General features: G+C 71.6%; 16 protein-coding genes and 1 riboswitch. Of the genes, 1 reads left to right on the top strand and 15 read right to left on the bottom strand.

Features of this window, described 5'->3' with window-relative positions:
* Positions 1-25: 25 nt before the first annotated feature.
* From gcvP to AB0C27_RS13190, 11 genes are all read right to left on the bottom strand, one after another.
* Entirely contained in the window at positions 26-2,860 is a 2,835-nt protein-coding gene (gene gcvP, locus AB0C27_RS13240) for an aminomethyl-transferring glycine dehydrogenase (protein WP_357842392.1), read from the bottom strand.
* 179 nt (positions 2,861-3,039) lie between these two features.
* A riboswitch (glycine riboswitch) is annotated at positions 3,040-3,140 on the bottom strand.
* A 204-nt stretch (positions 3,141-3,344) separates the two neighbouring features.
* Entirely contained in the window at positions 3,345-3,965 is a 621-nt protein-coding gene (locus AB0C27_RS13235) for a MerR family transcriptional regulator (protein WP_106237615.1), read from the bottom strand.
* 147 nt (positions 3,966-4,112) lie between these two features.
* Positions 4,113-4,583: a bifunctional nuclease family protein gene (locus AB0C27_RS13230; protein ID WP_090771501.1), complete on the bottom strand. Its 471-nt coding sequence runs from the start codon at positions 4,581-4,583 to the stop codon at positions 4,113-4,115.
* A 133-nt stretch (positions 4,584-4,716) separates the two neighbouring features.
* Positions 4,717-5,343, bottom strand: coding sequence for a MerR family transcriptional regulator (locus AB0C27_RS13225; RefSeq protein ID WP_106237612.1), 627 nt, complete (start codon positions 5,341-5,343; stop codon positions 4,717-4,719).
* Positions 5,344-5,434: 91 nt separating this feature from the next.
* Positions 5,435-5,947 carry an FHA domain-containing protein gene (locus AB0C27_RS13220; RefSeq protein WP_357842388.1) on the bottom strand — a complete coding sequence of 171 codons (513 nt, stop codon included), beginning with the start codon at positions 5,945-5,947 and terminating at the stop codon, positions 5,435-5,437.
* A gap of 250 nt (positions 5,948-6,197) precedes the next feature.
* Positions 6,198-8,720, bottom strand: a complete 2,523-nt coding sequence (locus tag AB0C27_RS13215) for a mannose-1-phosphate guanyltransferase (RefSeq protein ID WP_357842385.1) — start codon at positions 8,718-8,720, stop codon at positions 6,198-6,200.
* A 4-nt stretch (positions 8,721-8,724) separates the two neighbouring features.
* Positions 8,725-9,306: a CDP-alcohol phosphatidyltransferase family protein gene (locus AB0C27_RS13210; protein ID WP_346110939.1), complete on the bottom strand. Its 582-nt coding sequence runs from the start codon at positions 9,304-9,306 to the stop codon at positions 8,725-8,727.
* A 288-nt stretch (positions 9,307-9,594) separates the two neighbouring features.
* A complete protein-coding gene (locus AB0C27_RS13205) occupies positions 9,595-10,467 on the bottom strand; it encodes a GNAT family N-acetyltransferase (protein ID WP_357842382.1) in 873 nt (290 codons plus the stop codon).
* Positions 10,460-11,056, bottom strand: a complete 597-nt coding sequence (locus tag AB0C27_RS13200) for a phosphoribosylanthranilate isomerase (protein WP_357842379.1) — start codon at positions 11,054-11,056, stop codon at positions 10,460-10,462. The genes AB0C27_RS13205 and AB0C27_RS13200 overlap by 8 nt, the downstream gene beginning before the upstream one ends.
* A 132-nt stretch (positions 11,057-11,188) precedes the next feature.
* Complete coding sequence (locus tag AB0C27_RS13195; protein ID WP_357842376.1) at positions 11,189-11,878, bottom strand: response regulator transcription factor; 690 nt, start codon at positions 11,876-11,878, stop codon at positions 11,189-11,191.
* Positions 11,875-13,479: a histidine kinase gene (locus tag AB0C27_RS13190; RefSeq protein ID WP_357842373.1), complete on the bottom strand. Its 1,605-nt coding sequence runs from the start codon at positions 13,477-13,479 to the stop codon at positions 11,875-11,877. The genes AB0C27_RS13195 and AB0C27_RS13190 overlap by 4 nt, the downstream gene beginning before the upstream one ends.
* 128 nt (positions 13,480-13,607) lie before the next feature.
* Between AB0C27_RS13190 and AB0C27_RS13185 the strand changes: the two genes are divergently transcribed.
* Complete coding sequence (locus AB0C27_RS13185) at positions 13,608-14,195, top strand: methyltransferase domain-containing protein (RefSeq protein ID WP_357842370.1); 588 nt, start codon at positions 13,608-13,610, stop codon at positions 14,193-14,195.
* A gap of 154 nt (positions 14,196-14,349) precedes the next feature.
* On the opposite strand, the gene AB0C27_RS13180 is transcribed toward AB0C27_RS13185, so the two are convergent.
* The 4 genes from AB0C27_RS13180 to AB0C27_RS13165 are packed head-to-tail and all read right to left on the bottom strand — an operon-like array spanning position 14,350 to position 17,049.
* The gene (locus AB0C27_RS13180; protein WP_357842367.1) at positions 14,350-14,553 is read right to left on the bottom strand and encodes a hypothetical protein; all 204 of its coding nucleotides are present in this window, start codon (positions 14,551-14,553) and stop codon (positions 14,350-14,352) included.
* Between the two features lie 39 nt (positions 14,554-14,592).
* Positions 14,593-15,378, bottom strand: a complete 786-nt coding sequence (locus AB0C27_RS13175; protein ID WP_326643817.1) for an enoyl-CoA hydratase/isomerase family protein — start codon at positions 15,376-15,378, stop codon at positions 14,593-14,595.
* 60 nt (positions 15,379-15,438) lie between these two features.
* Entirely contained in the window at positions 15,439-16,353 is a 915-nt protein-coding gene (locus AB0C27_RS13170) for an alpha/beta hydrolase (RefSeq protein WP_357842363.1), read from the bottom strand.
* 9 nt (positions 16,354-16,362) lie between these two features.
* The gene (locus AB0C27_RS13165; RefSeq protein WP_357842360.1) at positions 16,363-17,049 is read right to left on the bottom strand and encodes a gamma-glutamyl-gamma-aminobutyrate hydrolase family protein; all 687 of its coding nucleotides are present in this window, start codon (positions 17,047-17,049) and stop codon (positions 16,363-16,365) included.
* Positions 17,050-17,336: the final 287 nt, after the last annotated feature.

The raw sequence follows: 17,336 nt of genomic DNA, 5'->3' as shown, positions 1-17,336 counted from the left end.
TGACAGTCCTCCCACCTCGCTCGGCTCAGTCCTCGTACGCCTCCAGCGGAGGGCAGGAGCACACCAGGTTGCGGTCGCCGTAGGCCTGGTCGATGCGGCGCACCGGCACCCAGTACTTGCCGTCGCGCAGCGACGCCAGCGGGTAGGCGGCCTCGCCGCGCCCGTACGGGTGCGTCCACTCGTCGGCGCTGACGGACTCGGCCGTGTGGGGCGCGTTCCGCAGCGGGTTGTCGGTCCTGTCGTAGTCGCCGGAGGCGACCTTGGCGATCTCGGCCCTGATGGCGGCCATGGCGTCGGCGAACCGGTCGAGCTCGGCGAGGTCCTCGCTCTCGGTCGGCTCGATCATGAGGGTCCCGGCGACGGGGAACGACATGGTCGGGGCGTGGAAGCCGTAGTCGATGAGCCGCTTGGCCACGTCGTCGACGGTGACGCCGGTCTCCTTGGTGATCTGGCGCAGGTCGATGATGCACTCGTGGGCGACCAGGCCGCCGCGGCCGGTGTAGAGGACCGGGTAGTGCGGGGCCAGCCGCCTGGCCAGGTAGTTCGCCGACAGGATGGCCTGCTCGGTGGCGGCGGTGAGTCCGTCGGCGCCCATCATCCTGACGTACGCCCACGAGATCGGCAGGATGCCGGCCGACCCGTACGGGGCCGCCGAGACGGGACCGACCGCGCTGCCGTCGTGCAGCGGGTGGCCCGGCAGGTAGGAGGCCAGATGGGCGCGGACCGCGACCGGGCCGACGCCGGGGCCGCCGCCGCCGTGCGGGATGCAGAAGGTCTTGTGCAGGTTGAGGTGGGACACGTCGGCCCCGAACTCGCCCGGCTTGGCCAGGCCGACCAGGGCGTTGAGGTTGGCGCCGTCCACGTACACCTGGCCGCCGGCCTCGTGCACCTTGGCGCAGACCTCGGTGATGCTCTCCTCGTACACGCCGTGCGTGGACGGGTACGTCACCATGATCGCGGCCAGCGCGTCCCGATGCTTGTCGATCTTGGCGTCGAGGTCGGCCAGGTCGATGTTGCCGTCGTCGTCGCAGGCCACGACGACGACCCGCATGCCGGCCATGACGGCGCTGGCGGCGTTGGTGCCGTGGGCCGAGGACGGGATGAGGCAGACGTCGCGCTCGCCCTGGCCCTGGTCGCGGTGGTAGGCGCGGATGGCCAGCAGCCCGGCGAACTCGCCCTGCGAGCCGGCGTTCGGCTGGAGGGAGACGGCGTCGTAGCCGGTCACCTCGGCCAGCCAGCCCTCCAGCGTGCCGATGAGCTCGCGGTAGCCCTCGGTCTGCCCGGCGGGCGCGTACGGGTGGATCGCGGCGAACTCGGGCCAGGTGATCGGCTCCATCTCGGTGGTCGCGTTCAGCTTCATCGTGCAGGAGCCGAGCGGGATCATGGAGCGGTCGAGCGCGATGTCCTTGTCCTGCAGTTTGCGCAGGTAACGCAGCATCGCGGTCTCGGAGCGGTGGGCGTGGAAGACCGGGTGGGTCAGGTACGCGCTCTCGCGCAGGAGCTCGGCGGGCAGCGCGTCGGGGGTGTGCTCGGGCTCGGCCCCGCCGTCCGGGGAGATCCCGAAGGCGGCCCGCACCGCGGCCACCTCGGCGGCGCCGGTCTTCTCGTCGCAGGCGACGGAGACGTGGTCGTCGTCCACCTGCCAGAGGTTGACGCCCCGCTCGGCGGCGGCGGCCACGACCTCGGCGGCCCGGCCGGGCACGCGGGCGAGCACGGTGTCGAAGAACTCCTGGTGCACGATCTCCACGCCGCCCTCGCGCAGCCCGGCGGCCAGCGCGCCGGCGTGGCGGTGGACGCGGTGGGCGATGCGGCGCAGGCCCTCGGGGCCATGGTAGACGGCGTACATGCCGGCGATGACGGCCAGCAGGACCTGGGCGGTGCAGATGTTGCTGGTGGCCTTCTCGCGGCGGATGTGCTGCTCGCGGGTCTGCAGGGCCAGGCGGTAGGCGGGGTCGCCGTCGGCGTCCACCGACACGCCCACCAGGCGGCCGGGGAGCTGGCGCTGCAGCCCCTCGCGTACGGACATGTAGGCGGCGTGCGGCCCGCCGAACCCGAACGGCACGCCGAAGCGCTGTGAGGAGCCGATGGCGATGTCGGCGCCCAGCTCGCCGGGGGCGGCGATGAGCGTCAGGGCCAGCAGGTCGGCGGCGGCCACGACCAGCGCGCCGGCCTCGTGGGCGGCGGCGGCCACGGCGCGGAAGTCGCGCAGCCGGCCCGAGGCGCCGGGGTACTGCACGAGCACGCCGAAGCTTTCGGGCAGCTCGCCGTCGAGTGGGTGCTCCACCAGCGTGATGCCGAGCGGCTCGGCCCTGGTGGCGAGCACGGCCTTGGTCTGGGGCAGCGCGTCGGCGTCCACCACGAACACGGAGCTCTTCGACTTGCCCGCCCGGCGGGCCAGCGTCATGGCCTCGGCGGCGGCGGTGGCCTCGTCCAGCAGGGACGCGCCGGAGACGGGCAGGCCGGTGAGGTCGGAGACGACGGTCTGGAAGTTCAGCAGCGCCTCCAGGCGCCCCTGCGAGATCTCCGGCTGGTACGGCGTGTAGGCGGTGTACCAGCCCGGGTTCTCCAGCAGGTTGCGGCGGATGACGGCGGGCGTGACGGTGTCGTAGTAGCCCAGGCCGATCATCGAGGTGAGCACGCGGTTGCGCCCGGCCAGGGCGCGCAGCTCGGCGACGGCCTCGGCCTCGCCGATCGCGGCGGGCAGCTTGAGGCGGTCCTTGACCCTGATGGACTCGGGCACGGCCACCGCCACCAGATCCGCCACGGACTCGAAGCCCACGGCTTCGAGCATGCGCTGCTGCTCGGACTCCGACGGGCCGATGTGCCTGGACGAGAACGGCGGAGCTGACAGATCGGTCATGGGTGTGCCTCCCGAGGCTGTGGAGACCGGCGCCAGGGCGCGGGCGAGTGCCGGATCTCCCCCTCTGTCAGCGCGGCCGCACGACGTACGTGCTACCGCGACCTGAGAGCTTCACCCCCGGTGGGGCTTGCACCGTCGGTGAGGCGCCCCTGGCGGGAGCGCCTGCTTTCCAGAGTCGCCTCGCCCGAGCGGTACAGGATGCCTGAGAGATTCCGGGGAGGGTTGCTCCTTCGGCGCCCCGGCGCCGCGATGGGCCCGGGGACTCTCCCGCACGGGGTCGTCAGCCTTGCTGTCCTAGATTACACCGCTACGCCCCATTAGCCGGTCATCGGACCGTCGCGTGCGTGTTCCCTGGGGATTCAGCGCTCCCAGGCGCCCTCTCGGGAGGTGGCCGCGGGGCCCCGCATTCCCAGGGGCCTGCGCGTCATACCGGGGATCGGAGTCCCCTCTTCCGGCATCCCGGCCCTCGTGGAGCCGGGTGCCCTCAGCCGGTGCGGCGGGCGCGTCGCCTGCGGGCCAGCTCGTCAGCGGGATGGTCGGCCGGGACGGTGTCCTCGACCGCCGCGCGTTCCCCCGGCAGCTCCGCGAGGGAGCCCTCGACCTCACGCCAGACCCGGCCGAGCGCGATGCCGAACACGCCCTGGCCGCCCTGGAGCAGGTCGATCACCTCGTCGGCCGAGGTGCACTCGTAGACGCTGACGCCGTCGCTCATGAGCGTGATCTGCGCGAGGTCACCGACCCCGCGGTCACGCAGGTGCTGCACGGCCGTACGGATCTGCTGCAGCGACACTCCGGTGTCGAGCAGCCGCTTGACGACCTTGAGCACCAGGATGTCGCGGAAGCTGTAGAGCCGCTGCGATCCCGAGCCCTGCGCGGCTCTTATCGTGGGCTCCACCAGACCGGTGCGTGCCCAGTAGTCGAGCTGCCTGTAGGTGATGCCGGCCGCCGCACAGGCCGTCGGCCCGCGGTATCCGATGTCACCCGGCAGCGTCCTGGGTTGCTGGTCGAAGAGCAGACCCTGCTCTCCGGCACGCTGCCGCGCGCTCTCGCGCCGTACCGGATCTTCCTGGCCGGCCGTCTTTCCCTCGCCGCTGCTGACCGCCACGCGGACCTCCGGCTTTCTCTCATCCCGTGGCCTGATCTGGGGGTTCGTAAAAGGCGACCACGGGTTTCACTTGCACCGTAGGACCGTGACCATGCGCAGTCAACGATCCGGCTCGGCGCGTCGTGAAGCGTAAATGCACTGAAATACCTACCCCGCCCTGCCGAAGTCTTCGGGAGTGATCGTGTCAAGGAACTCCCTGAACTTCTCCACCTCGTCCTCCTGGTCGTCCGGGATGATGACCCCGGCTTCCTGGACGACCTCCTCGCTGGCGAAGATGCGGGCCCCGGTGCGCAGCGCGAGCGCGATCGAGTCGGACGGCCGCGCGCTCACCTCCACGCCGTTGGAGAAGACCAGGTCGGCGAAGAAGATGCCGTCACGCAGGGCGACGATGTTGACCGCGCGCAGCCCGACGCCGAGCGCGCTCAGCACGTCTCTGAACAGGTCATGGGTGAGGGGCCGCGGCGGCGGCTCCTCCGCCTGGGCCAGCGCGATGGCGGTGGCCTCGGTCATGCCTATCCATATCGGAAGGAACCGCTCCCCGTGTGCCTCCTTGAGCAAGACGATCGGCTGATTAGTGGGCATTTCAACTCGTACGCCCACGACCTCCATCTGCAACACGGGCTGCTCCGTATTCCTGACCGGTCACCCGGCACAGCTCTTCGGTCATCACTTCTGCTGACATGGCTTCTTCAATTCAACGTAACACCCGGCAGGCCTCGAATGTGCCCGGGCCTGGCAGCTCGCGACGCTCTCAACGCCCCAGGACCGAGCGGACGCCCGTGCGTACAAGGGATGCGTGCAGGTCGAGCAGCAGGGCGGTCAATTCCCTGGCCACCTCGTCGGCCTCGCCGATGGCGCCGGGGGCGCGCCGCTTGAGTATCGGGGCGACGGTCTGCTCGACGAGCCCGGCCTCGCGCTCGGCCGCGGCCCTGACCGCCCGCAGGTGGCGGGCGTGCAGGCCGAAGCGGGACAGGGCGCCCACGGCGCGGGCCACCTTGAGCGCCTCCTCGTCGTAGCGCCTGGCCACGGGCACGAGCAGGCCGTAGTCCTCCAGCTCGGCGAGCGTCTCCTCGTCGATCTCGGCGGCCTCGAGCAGCTCGGCCCGGTCGAGCCTGACCTCCTGCGCCTGCCGGACCTCGCGTGGCCGGCCGAAGCTCTCGGCCATCCGGTCCTTGATCACCCGCAGCGGGAGGTAGTGGTCGCGCTGCTCGGTGAGGATGAAGCGCAGCTGCTCCACGTGGAGGTGGGTGAACTTGCGGTAGCCGGAGGGGCTGCGCTCCGGCTCGATCAGCCCCTCGCCCTCCAGGAACCTGATCTTGGAGATCGTGACATCGGGGAACTCGCCCTGCAGGAGCGCGAGCACCTCCCCGATGCTCATGTGCGACCGTGCCGCCTGAGAACTCACGCGACCGCCTCCCGTGGCCGCGGGCGTGCGGAGGCCGTGTCCATGGGTCTCTCGCTCCGCCCGCTCATACCCCGGGGTTGCCTCGCATCAGGAAGACGAGGCGGAACTTGCCGATCTGCACCTCGTCTCCGGAGTGCAGGGGGACCTCCTCGATGCGCTCCCTGTTGACGTAGGTGCCGTTGAGGCTGCCCACGTCGCGCACGGAGAACTGGCCGCCGCGGTGGCGGTAGAACTCGACGTGGCGGCGGGAGACGGTGATGTCGTCGAGGAAGATGTCGCTCTCCGGATGACGCCCCGTGGTGGTCAGCTCCTTGTCCAGCCGGAAGCGGCTGCCCTGGTTGGGGCCCCTGGTGACGGTGAGCAACGCCGTGCCGGGCGGCAGCTGCTCGACCAGCGCCCGCTCGGCCAGGAGCATGTCGCCTGTCTCAGCCTCGTACGCCTCTATTCCCGCGACGGAGATCGTCGACGTGGTGTCCCCGGAGACCTCGGGCCTGGTCAGCGGTGACCCACAGCGGGAACAGAAACGGGCATCCTCGGGGTTGGCGTGCCCGCACTGCGTGCAGTAGACGCTCGGCATCGATCGGCTCGGCCTCCTACCGCGAAGACGCGGCGACGGTGCTCTGGGGCGCGCCTCGCTTCGCTATTTCAAGTTTGCGAATGCCGCAACTTACGCTGATCAGCGGCAAAGGTCAAGGCGGGGCGCTGCACGTTGGTTCGGACGCAGACAAAGTTACCGCCGCCCCCGCCCCGTGGTCCATGCCGCCGCGCGTTTCTACATTACGATCTTGCGGCACTCTCCGCGCACATCATCGGTAAAGCCTTTCCGATCACGTTCCGTGACCGGGCCGGCCCGCCGCCTGCTCCACGATGCGCGCCCACCGTTCGAGCAGCGCCTGGGCGCCGTCCACGTCGCCGGCCTCGGCCCACAGGTCGGTGACGGGCTCAGCGGCGGCGGGCAGCACCAGCACCCAGCTCCCGTCGTCGTGCGCGACGCGCACGCCGTCGGTGGTGTCGACGCGGTGGCCGTCGGGCTCGGCCTCGGCCGCCTCCATGACCGAGCGCATCACGGCGCCCTTGGCCGCCCACGGCGTGGGGACCGTCCGGCGCAGCAGCTTCACCTCGGGGATCCGCGCGTCGATCTGGCTGAGCGACAGGCGGGTGCGGGCCACCAGCCCGAGCAGGCGCATGAACGCGGCCAGCCCGTCGATGGCCGGGCTGAACTCGGGCACCACGAAGCCGCCGCGCCCGTCGGCGGCGAAGATCATGTCGGGGCCGGCGGCGGCGGAGGTCAGGGCGTCGAGCGCGGTGGAGGTCCACTGCACCTGGACGCCGTGGAAGCGGCAGACCTGCTCGGCGACCCTGGTCGTGGTGACCGGCAGCGCCACCTGGCCGCCCCTGCGCTCGGCCGCCACCAGGTCGAGCACGACGAGCAGGGCGCGTTCCTCGTCGATGAGCTGGCCCTGCTCGTCCACCAGGGCGATGCGCTCGCCGACCGGGTCGAAGCGCACGCCGAACGCCGCCCGCGAGGAGCCGACCAGCTCGGACAGGCGCTGCAGGTCGCGGCGGCGCCCGGCCAGCGTCTCGGTGGGTGAGACGTCGTCCAGGCGGGCGTTGACGGTGAGCACCTCGACGCCCACCCGGCCGAGCAGCGTCGGCAGCACCAGCGAGGAGGTGCCGCCCGCGCAGTCCACGACCACCTTCATGTCCTTGACGCCGGCCACGCCGACGTGGCGCAGCAGCTCGTGGGTGTAGTCCTCGACGGCCCTGGCCGGATAGGTGAGCTCGGCGATCTCGCCGGGGAAGGCGCGGCGGAACTCCTGGCGGGAGAAGACCCGCTCCAGCTTGCGCTGGGCCGCCGGAGGCAGGTCGGCGCCGCGGCCGTCCATGATGACGATGTCCACGCTCTGCGGGTCGCCCGGGGTGGTGCGCAGCGCGATGCCGCCGGCGGCCGACTCGCGGGCGGTGTGGAAGCGGGCCACGGGCAGCGGGGCCGCCTCCAGGTCGAGGACGTTGATGGCCCCGGCGGTGAGGGCGCCGATGACGGCGCGCTTGAGCGCCCTGGCGGCCAGCGAGCAGTCGCGGGAGGTGACGACGTGCTCGCCCTTCTTCAGCGTGGTGGCGTACGCGCTGGCCAGGCGGACGCACAGCTCGGCGGTGATCTCGACGTTGACCAGGCCGCTGACGCCCCTGGGGCCGAACAGGTTCCGCTGGCCGCGCGACTCCCAGATGACGCTGGTGTTGACGACCGCGCCGGCCTCGATGGTCTTGAACGGGTACACCTTGACGCCGCTGGAGACGTACGCCTCGGCCTCGATGACGCATTCGTCGCCGATGACCGCGTTCTCCTCGATGCGGGCGCCGGCCATCACGTCGGTGCTCTTGCCGATGACGCAGCCGCGCAGGTGGGCGCCGGGGCCGAGGTAGACGTTGTCGTGGACGACCGCGCGGTGCAGGAAGGCGCCCTCGCGGACGACGGCGTTGTTGCCGAGCACGGTGTATTCGCGCAGTTCCGCGCCCGCCTCGACCTTGGCGTACGAGCCGATCAGGAGGGGCCCCTTGAGCACGGCGTCGGGGTCGACCGAGGCCGAGTCGGCCACCCAGACGCCCGGGGACAGCTCGAACCCGGCGATGTCCAGCCTGACTCTGCCCGACAGGGCGTCCGCCTGGGCCTTGAGGTAGCTCTCGTGGGTGCCGACGTCCTCCCAGTAGCCGTCGGCCACGTAGCCGTAGATGGGGGCGCCGCGCTCCAGCAGGGCGGGGAAGACGTCCGAGGACCAGTCGACGGGCTCGCCTGACGCGACGGCGTCGAGGACCTCGGGCTCCATGACGTAGATGCCGGTGTTGACGGTGTCGGAGAAGACCTGGCCCCAGGTGGGCTTCTCCAGGAAGCGCTGGACGCGGCCCTCCTCGTCCACGATGATGATGCCGAATTCGAGGGGGTTGGGGACCCGTTTCAGGCCGATCGTCACTAATGCCTGATTTTCCCGATGGAATCGCACCATGTCTGATAAATCAATATCAGTCAGGGCGTCGCCGGAGATCACCAGGAATCGATCGTCGCGCAGGCGGTCGGCGGCGTTCTTGACGCTGCCGGCGGTGCCGAGAGGAAGGTCCTCGGTGGCGTACTGGAGGCTCATGCCGAGCTCGTCGCCGTCGCCGAAGTAGTTGCGCACGAGGGCGGCCAGGAACTGCAGCGTGACGACCGTCTCGGTGACGCCGTGCCGTTTGAGCAGGCGCAGCACGTGTTCCATGATCGGGCGGTTGGCCACGGGGAGCAGGGGTTTGGGCTGGTTGGCGGTCATCGGACGCAGCCGAGTGCCCTCCCCGCCCGCCATGACGACCGCCCTCACCCGATCACCCCTTCTTGGCCGCGCTTACCAGCCGCCGCACCTGTATCCCGTACAGCACCCCCGCCCACCAGTACAGGCCCGTGCCCCAGAGCGCGAAGGCCCACCCGACAATTCGGGCTATATCGGCATACCACCCAGTGTGGGAGGCGAGGAAGAGCAGAGGGAAGGCGTACATGAGGTTGAACATGGCCGCCTTGCCCAGGAAATGCACTTGAAGTGCCTTGTATCCATGTTTGCGAAGTACAGGAAAGAAACTCGCGACGAAGAGTTCGCGCGCGAGGATGACGATCACCAGCCACCACGGGATCACCTCGCGCAGCAGCAGGGCGAGGATGGTGGCGAAGACGTAGAGCTTGTCCGCGGCCGGGTCGATGATCCGGCCGAGCCTGCTGATCTGGTTGAACGCGCGGGCGATCTTTCCGTCGAGCCAGTCGGTGAACCCGGCCACCGCGAGGATCCCGATGGCCCATCCGTCCGCCTTGGGCCCGAGAACCAGCCAGAGGAACACGGGGACGCCCAGGAGGCGCAGGAAGCTCAGCAGGTTAGGAACCGTCCAGATCCGGTCCTCGGCGGAAGTTTCGCTCACGCAGGAGACCCTACTGCGTGGAACTCCAACACAGCGGCCCCGCTCACACCCACTCTCCCCACCCTGCCCGGGCCCTGGCCACACGGCCGAACCGGTTCCGGGGAGGGCCAGGTCGCCGGGCGCGGCCAGTCGATCGGGCCCGGCCGAACGGTCAGCCAGGTCCCGGACGTCCAGGCACAGCCGGACGATCAGGTGCGGCCGGACGGTCAAGCGCCATCAGGTCGTCAGGCGGCCGGACAACGCCGGGCGGTCAAGCGCCACCGGGCGGTCGGGTGCGTCAACGGGTGGTCAGGTGCGGAGGAAGGCGTGGGTGCGGCCGACGATCTCGAAGCCGAGGCTGGTGTAGAAGTGGCGGGGCCAGTCGTCGGCGTCGGCCAGCAGGAAGATCAGCTCGGCTTCGGCCACCTCGGCGAGCAACGCGTTCATCAGGATCCGCGCGTAGCCCTGGCCGCGGTGCGGCTCGGCGGTGAAGACGCTCTCGATCTGGGCGACGCCGCCGTGGACGTACAGGTCGGCCCTGGTGGCGATCTCGCCGCCGGGGGCACGCACGCCACGGAAGCCGACCGTGGCGGCACCCGGCAGCCGCGCCTCCGCCCGCCGGGCGAGCGCGTCGATCGTCTCGTCGGACGCCTCGGGCAGCGACTCCCGCCAGTCGCGCCGCAACACCGCCACCACCTCCTCCAGCCCGAGCACCTCAACCGGCGGAGGCCCGACTGGGGACATTGCCTGGGATGCGGCCTGGGATGCGGCCTGGGGCGCCGTTGGGGGCGGGGTGGTGGGGGTCGGGCCGTGGAAGGTCATGACCAGGTTGGTCTCGTGGGTCCAGCCGGCGGCGGTGAAGGCGGGGGCGCAGGATGTGCCGAGCCGGTCGTCGTCGACGCACACCAGCCGGTGCCCGCGCGTCGCGAGCGCCTCGTCGGCCGCGGCCATCAGCAGTTCGGCGGCCCGTTCCAGGTCCTCGCCGGGGGCCTCGCGGATGATGAGTTTGTTGTCGTCGTACGAGCCTGGGTAACGATCGTCGAGGACCGCGAACCCGCCCGGCACCGGCCGCACCACCGGCGCCCTGCGCCGGGCGAAGGCGTGCAGGAAGGCGACGGCGCGTGCCAGGTCGGCGGCCGCGCTCCCGCGATCGAGGGCGGGGCCTATGGCGAGCTCATCCATGCGCCCGCCGCACCGCCTCCAAAAACTCCTCGATCAGGCCGGAGTCCTTCACGCCCGGCGCGCTCTCCACGCCGCTGGACACGTCGACCCCCCAGGGCCGTGCGGCCTCGATCGCCTCGGCCACGTTGGCCGGGCCGAGGCCGCCCGCCAGCATCCACTGCCCGGAGGGACGACCGCGCACCGCCGCCCAGTCCCACGGCAGGCCGGAGCCCGCCTGGGGGGCGTCGACGATGAGCAGGTCTTCGTCGTAGGCGCCACAGCGCAGGTCGGCCTGGGCGTCCACGGCCCTGATCAGGCGGGCGCCGAGGTCCTTCAGCGCGGTGAAGTCGCCGTGAGGGTGGTCGCCGTGCAACTGGACGGCCCGCACGCCGGAGGTCAGCGCCGCGGCCCTGACCGTCTCGGGGTCCTCGCCGCGGAACACGCCCACGGTGAGCACATGGCCGGGGACGAGCGCGGCCAGCTCCGCCGCGCGCTCGGGCGAGACGCGGCGGGAGCTGCGGGTCATGACGAACCCGATGGCGTCGGCGCCGGCCCGCACGGCGGTGGCCACGTGTTCCGGCTCACTCAGTCCGCAGATCTTCACATACACGTCTCCGACTTTAGCGGCGGCGGGCCGCCCCCGGAGACCACTCCCCGGGTGGTACGCCAGCGCAAAGACCACCCCGCGCCCTGGCCGCAGCCGGGTGAAGTCCGCCGCCAGGAGGGCCCGACGGACGGGCGGTCAGCCGGTGGGGCCGCCGCGGGGCTGGCGTACGGGGCGGAAGGCGGCGTCCACCAGGCCGGTGCGGTGGGCGACGACGGCGGCCTGGATCCGGTTGCGCAGGCCCAGTTTGTCCATGGCGGCGGCGATGTGGGTCTTGACCGTGGTGACGCCGACATGCAGCTCCTCGGCGATCTCGGCGTTGGACAGGCCGGTGCCGACCAGGGCGAGGACCTCCAGCTCGCGCTCGGTCAGCCCGGGCGGCGCGGAGGGGGCGGCGGCCTGCTCCTCGGCGGCCAGGAAGCGCTCGACGACCCGGCGCAGTACGGACGGGGCGAGCAGCTGCTCACCGGCCGCCGCCCGGCGCACGGCGTCCACCATGCGCTCGGGGTCGTCGTCCTTGACCAGGAAGCCGACCGCGCCGGCGCGCAGGGCCGCGTAGACATTGCCGTCCTCGGCGAACGTGGTCAGCACCACGACCCTGGTGCCGGGCCGGGCCGCGAGCACCCGCCTGATGGCTTCGAGCCCGTCCACCCTGGGCATGCGCAGGTCCATCAGGATGACGTCGGGCAGGTGGCGCTCGGACAGGCGGACGGCCTCGGCGCCGTCCTCGGCCTCGGCCACCACCTCCATGTCCCCCGTGGCCTGCAGCAGCATGCGCACGCCCGCGCGGACGAGCGCCTGGTCGTCGGCCACCAGCACGCGGATCACGCCGCGTTCCCCTGCGACAGGCGGGTGGGCAGGTGGGCGGCCAGCAGCCAGCCGCCCTCGCCGTCGGGGCCGGCGCTGAGGGTGCCGCCGACGGTACGCACCCGCTCGCGCATGCCGGCCAGGCCGCGCCCGGAGGAGGGCAGCCGCTCGATGGCGGTCGGCGGGCGGCCGTTGCGGATCTCCACGTCCAGCCCTTCTTCCGCGGGGGACACGGTTACGCGGACCCGGGTGCCGGGGCCTGCGTGTTTGAGCACGTTGGTCAGTCCTTCCTGAACGATGCGGGCCGCTGAGGTGCGGGCGATGAGCGGGGCCTGGTCGGTCGCCGGGTCGAGGTCGAGGTCCACGAGCAGGCCCGCGGCGGCCATGCGTTCTGCGGACTCGCGTACGACGTCGGCGGGGTTGGCCAGCAGATCGGGCTGCCGGTCGGGGTCGCGCAGCAGGTCGAGCAGGTCGCGCAGGTCCTGCAGCACCTGGTGGCCGGTCTCGCGGATGTCGTTGAGCGCGTCGGCGACGGGGCCGTCGGGCGCGGTGTAGCGGGCGGCGCTGGCTCGCAGCACCATCGCGCCGACGTGGTGGGCGACGATGTCGTGCACGTCGCGGGCGATGCGCTCGCGTTCGGCGAGCTGGTCGGCGCGCACCTGCGCGACCGCGGCGCGGGCGGCCTCCTCGGCGCGCAGCCGTTCGGAGGCGACGGCGGCGCGGCGCATGCCCAGGTAGCGGCCGATCGCGATGGGCGTGGCGACGAGCGTCAGCAGGATGCCGACGCGGAAGCCGGTGATCTCTGTGTCGTCGCCGACGACGGCGATGGAGCTGAGCAGGCAGCCGGTCAGGTACGCGGCCAGCGTCCAGGCCCACGACACCACGCGCATGGCGAACACCCCGATGGCGATGAGGGTGAGGATCAGGCACGTGCCGACCGCCTCGTTGAGGTAGATGTCGGCCGAGACGAGCAGGATGCCCTGGAGAGTGAAGACCAGGCCGGGCCACCTTCTGGCGATGCCCAGCGACAGCCCGCCCACCACGGCCAGCAGCCCCACCACCCAGACGGGCTGGGTGCCGGAGTGCCAGCTGGTCCAGGTGCTCAGCACGGTGATCGCGACTCCGCCCGCGGCCAGCAGCGCGTCAGGGGTGACGTCTCTCTCGTCGAGGCGCTCGGCCGAGCTGCGCAGATACGCTCCGAGTACGGCGGGGAAGACGGGCAGCAGCACGGAGTACATCCACATGTTGCCGGTGAGGGCGATGCCGGGGTCGGCGATGTTGAAGGCGGTCGCGAAGATCGTGGCGATCACGGCCAGGGCGGTGGAGCGCACCGGCGCGCTGTATCCCGCCACTCCCAGCGCCACGCAGACGAGGATCTGCGCCGTGTTGGAGGTGAAGGAGCCGAGCTGGTCGGTGACGGCCAGGACGACGGCCAGATAGAGGGAGACGGCCACGGGCCGGCGGCGGACGAGGCCCATGGGCAGGCCGACGAGCAGCGCCATGAGGAGGTTCGTCTCCACGGGCAGATGTTCGCTGTCGCCCGCGTTCGCCGTGGTCAGCAGATCGAGACCCGCTCCAGAGGCCGCGAGCAGGACATCAAGCGGCACACCGCGCCAACGCATGGAACACACCGTATAGGCCCCGTGTGAGCTGCTGATCCACCGCGCGGAGGACATCGCCTCCTCCAAGTGGCCGCAGCTCCGCCCGGAGGGGGGAGCGTTCATGCCCTCCGGTAGCCTAGGTTCGGGTCATGTCCAACGACACCGCACTCTTCCTCGGCCAGTTTCTGCGCTCCCCCGGAACCGTCGGCGCGCTCGCGCCCAGTTCGCGGTGGCTGGCGTCGGCCGTCTGCGCGCCGATCCCCGAGCGTGGCGAGCCGATCGTGGTGGAACTCGGGCCGGGCACGGGCTCGTTCACGGTGGAGATCCAGCAGCGGCTGGGCGGGCGGGGCCACCATCTGGCCGTGGAGCTGAACGAGGCGATGGCTACCTTGCTGGCCGAGCGCTTCCCCACGGTGGACGTGGTCAACGACAGCGCCTCCCGGCTGTGTGAGCTGCTCGGCGAGCGCGGGCTGCGCCGGGCCGACGTGGTGGTGAGCGGGTTGCCGTGGGCGGCCTTTCCCCAGCAGGTGCAGCATGAGTTGCTGAGTGCGGTGACGGATGCGATGAACCCTGGGGCGGCTTTCACCACGTTCTCCTACATTCACGCCATTCCGTTGAGTTCGGCGCGGCGGTTCCGCGCGCTGCTGGCGGAGCGGTTCGAGGAGGTCGTGCAGGGGCGTACGGTGTGGCGCAACACCCCGCCGGCCTTCGTCTTCCACGCCCGCCGCCCCCGCTGACGGGCGACGCGCGGGCGTTCGGCGGGAAGGCACGGGGTGGCCGGCCGCCCGATCGGCGCCTGGATCGGACGGGCCGCGTCTCTTGACCGGGGAGCTCCTGCTCAACCCCTCGTGACGCGGACGCTCGGACCGCCCCGCGGCTCTGCACCGGCTCTCAGGCCGGGTCACCCGCCCTGTCGCGGCGGGCGTACGTGCTCCTGGCCTCCTCCCCCGTAGTCCCGCGGACCACCGGCGATCGCACCAGCCGCCGGCGGGCGCCGGCTCCCTCCGCCCGGGCTGCGTTCTCGGCCTCGGCGGACGGGGCCGCGGCCTCCCGATGCCGGAGCCTCGGCAGGTCCACCCCCCTGTGGTCCTCCATGGGCTCCCGCTACCCGGGGCTCGGGCAAGCACACCAGGCTCAGCCGAACGCGGGCGGCCGCTTCTCGCGCAGCGCGCGCACTCCCTCGGCCGCGTCGGGGCCGGTGAAGCCGAGGAACTCCATCGCGAGAGACGCGTCGAAGGAGGGCCCGGCCAGGCGCAGCCAGTTGTTGAGCGAGTATTTGGTGAGCCTGATCGCCTCGGGTGACCCGGCGGCGAGCCTGACGGCGATCTCCATCGCCTTGTCGTGCACCTCGTCGTCGTCCACGCAGAGGCTGACCAGGCCCATCCGCTCGGCCTCCGCGCCCGTCATGGGCTCGCACAGCAGCAGGTGGTATTTCGCCTTGGCCAGCCCGCACAGCAGCGGCCAGACGATCGCGGCGTGGTCGCCGGCCGCGACGCCGAGCCTGGTGTGGCCGTCGATGATCCGCGCGGTACGGCCGGCGACGGAGATGTCGGCCAGCAGCGCGACCGCGAGCCCGGCGCCCACGGCGGGGCCCTGGATGGCGGAGACGATCGGTTTGGAGCAGTTGAGCACGTTGTAGACGATGTCGCGGGCCTCGGCGAACACGCGCAGCCTGGTGGCGTGGTCGCGCATCATGTCCTCGATCATGGACAGGTCGCCGCCGGCCGAGAACGCCCGGCCCTCTCCCCTGATCAGGACGGCCCTGACGGAGTCGTCGCGGTCGGCGTCGCGCCAGACCTCGCCCAGCTCGCGGTGGGCGGTGGCGTCGACGGCGTTGAGCTTGCCCGGCTCGCTGATGGTGATCCGCAGGACGCCCTCGGCGGGGGTGTCGAGCAGCAGCTTGTCGTAGGCGTCCTTCACGGCCGCTCCCCCGTCGTCGCCGTCATGATCGCTCCCCCGTTCGCGATGGCCGGTATGGACTCAGAACGACGCGCGCAGCCGTTCCGCCACGTAGTCGCCGGCCTCGACGGCCTGGTCGAACAGGCCGGGCAGGACGAAGAAGCCGTGCACCATGCCGTCGTATCTGCGCAGGCCGACCGGCACGCCGGCCTCGGCCAGCCGGGCGGCGTAGCTCTCGCCCTCGTCTCTGAGCACGTCGTACTCGGCGGTCACGACGGTGGCGGGGGCCAGCCCGGCGACGTCGGGCAGGCGCAGCGGCGACAGGCGGGGGTCGGCCGGGTCGGCGCCGGCGGCGTACTGCTCGACGAACCAGGCCATGTCGGCGGCGTCGAGACCGAGGCCCTTGGCGTTCTCGGTGTAGCTGGGGGTGTCCATGGCGACGTCGAGCACCGGGTAGACGAGCACCTGGTGGGCCAGGGTGAGGCCGGCGTCGCGGGCCTGCCAGGCGGCGACGGCGGCCAGGTTGCCGCCGGCGCTGTCGCCGATCACGGCGACGCTGCCGTTGCTCTGGTAGAAGGCGGGCCTGGCGAAGATGTCGCGCACCACGGTCCACGCGTCGTCGGCGGCGGCGGGGAACGGATCTTCCGGAGCCAGCCGGTAGTCGACCGACACGACCACGGCGCCGGTGCCGATGGCCAGGCCGCGGCCGGTCGCGTCGTTGCGCTTGACACTGCCGAAGACCCAGCCGCCGCCGTGGAAGTAGACCACGACGGGCAGCGGGCCGTCGCCCGGGTCAGCGCGGTAGATGCGGATGGGCACGTCGCCGACCCGCTCGTCGCGGACGAACGGCAGCTTCGTCAGCGGCCCTCGATGGGGCGCCAGGAGGTCCTGCTCGCGCATTTCGCGGATCTCGGCGGGGCTGAGCGAGGACAGGCCGGCATCGGCGACCGACGAGTTCTGGGCGACGAAGTCCCGCGCCTGGGGGTGCAGCGGCATGATCGCAGCCTACCGGGCCGCCTCCATGAACGCATCGAAGAGCCGATTGTCCTCACCCCGCTCGGGATGCCACTGCACCCCCACGCCGAAGCGGTGTCCCTGCAGTTCCACGCCCTCCACGATCTGGTCCTCGGCCCAGGCCACGGCCAGCAGGCCGGTGCCGAGGCGGCGTACGGACTGGTGGTGCGGCACGCTCACCTCGATCCGGTCGCCGACGGCCTTGCCGAGCTTGCTGGAGACGCTGACCTGGATCGTGTGGACGGCGCCGGGGACGGCGTGGCGGTCGCTGTCGAGCACCTCGGGCAGCCAGGGGATCAGCGTGCCGCCCTGGGCGACGTTGAGCACGTGCATGCCCCTGGAGATGGCCAGGATGGGCACGTCGGCGCGGACGGCGGCCCTGGCGACGGCCAGTTCGAACCGGTCGCGGTGGCTCTGCGGCTCGGCGACGTGCTCGTCCTGCTCGCCGTTGTAGGTGTCGGCGCCGAGTTCGACGCCGCCGGCCAGGACGATGCCCCCCAGGCCGCGTACGTAGTCGTCCACGGCGTGCGGGCCGAGCGGCGGCAGCACCACGGGCGCGCCTCCCGCCCGGATGACCGCCTTGGCGTAGGAGGGTGGGGACACCACGGCCTCGCGCACCCAGTCACCCCAGCGTGCGGCTTCGAAGTAGGCGGTGATACCGATGAGCGGACGGGACATGCGATCTCCAGGGTGCAGGGTGGAGTTCGGGCGGCTGTCAGCCGGTTCGAGATGACGGCCCCTTGCCCCATCATGGCGCACTCCCTTTCCGACATGTCACCCCTCCCCGAGATCCCTGCCTGCCACTTGCCTCCGGCGGCCTCCGGACGACGGTCCGCGGCGGCCCGGGCGGGCGTCATTCCCTCGGCTTCGCGGAAATCCCCGGGAACGGCCTTTCCGGCGCCATGAAAGGCGAATATTAATTTCTTTCACCTTAGCCATCCGAAAATCACACACAGCTGGACGCG

Source organism: Nonomuraea sp. NPDC048882 (assembly GCF_040649755.1).
Taxonomy (GTDB): Bacteria; Actinomycetota; Actinomycetes; order Streptosporangiales; family Streptosporangiaceae; genus Nonomuraea; species Nonomuraea maheshkhaliensis.
Note: the sequence above shows the minus strand (reverse complement) of the source record. Positions and strands in the feature narration are given on the sequence as shown.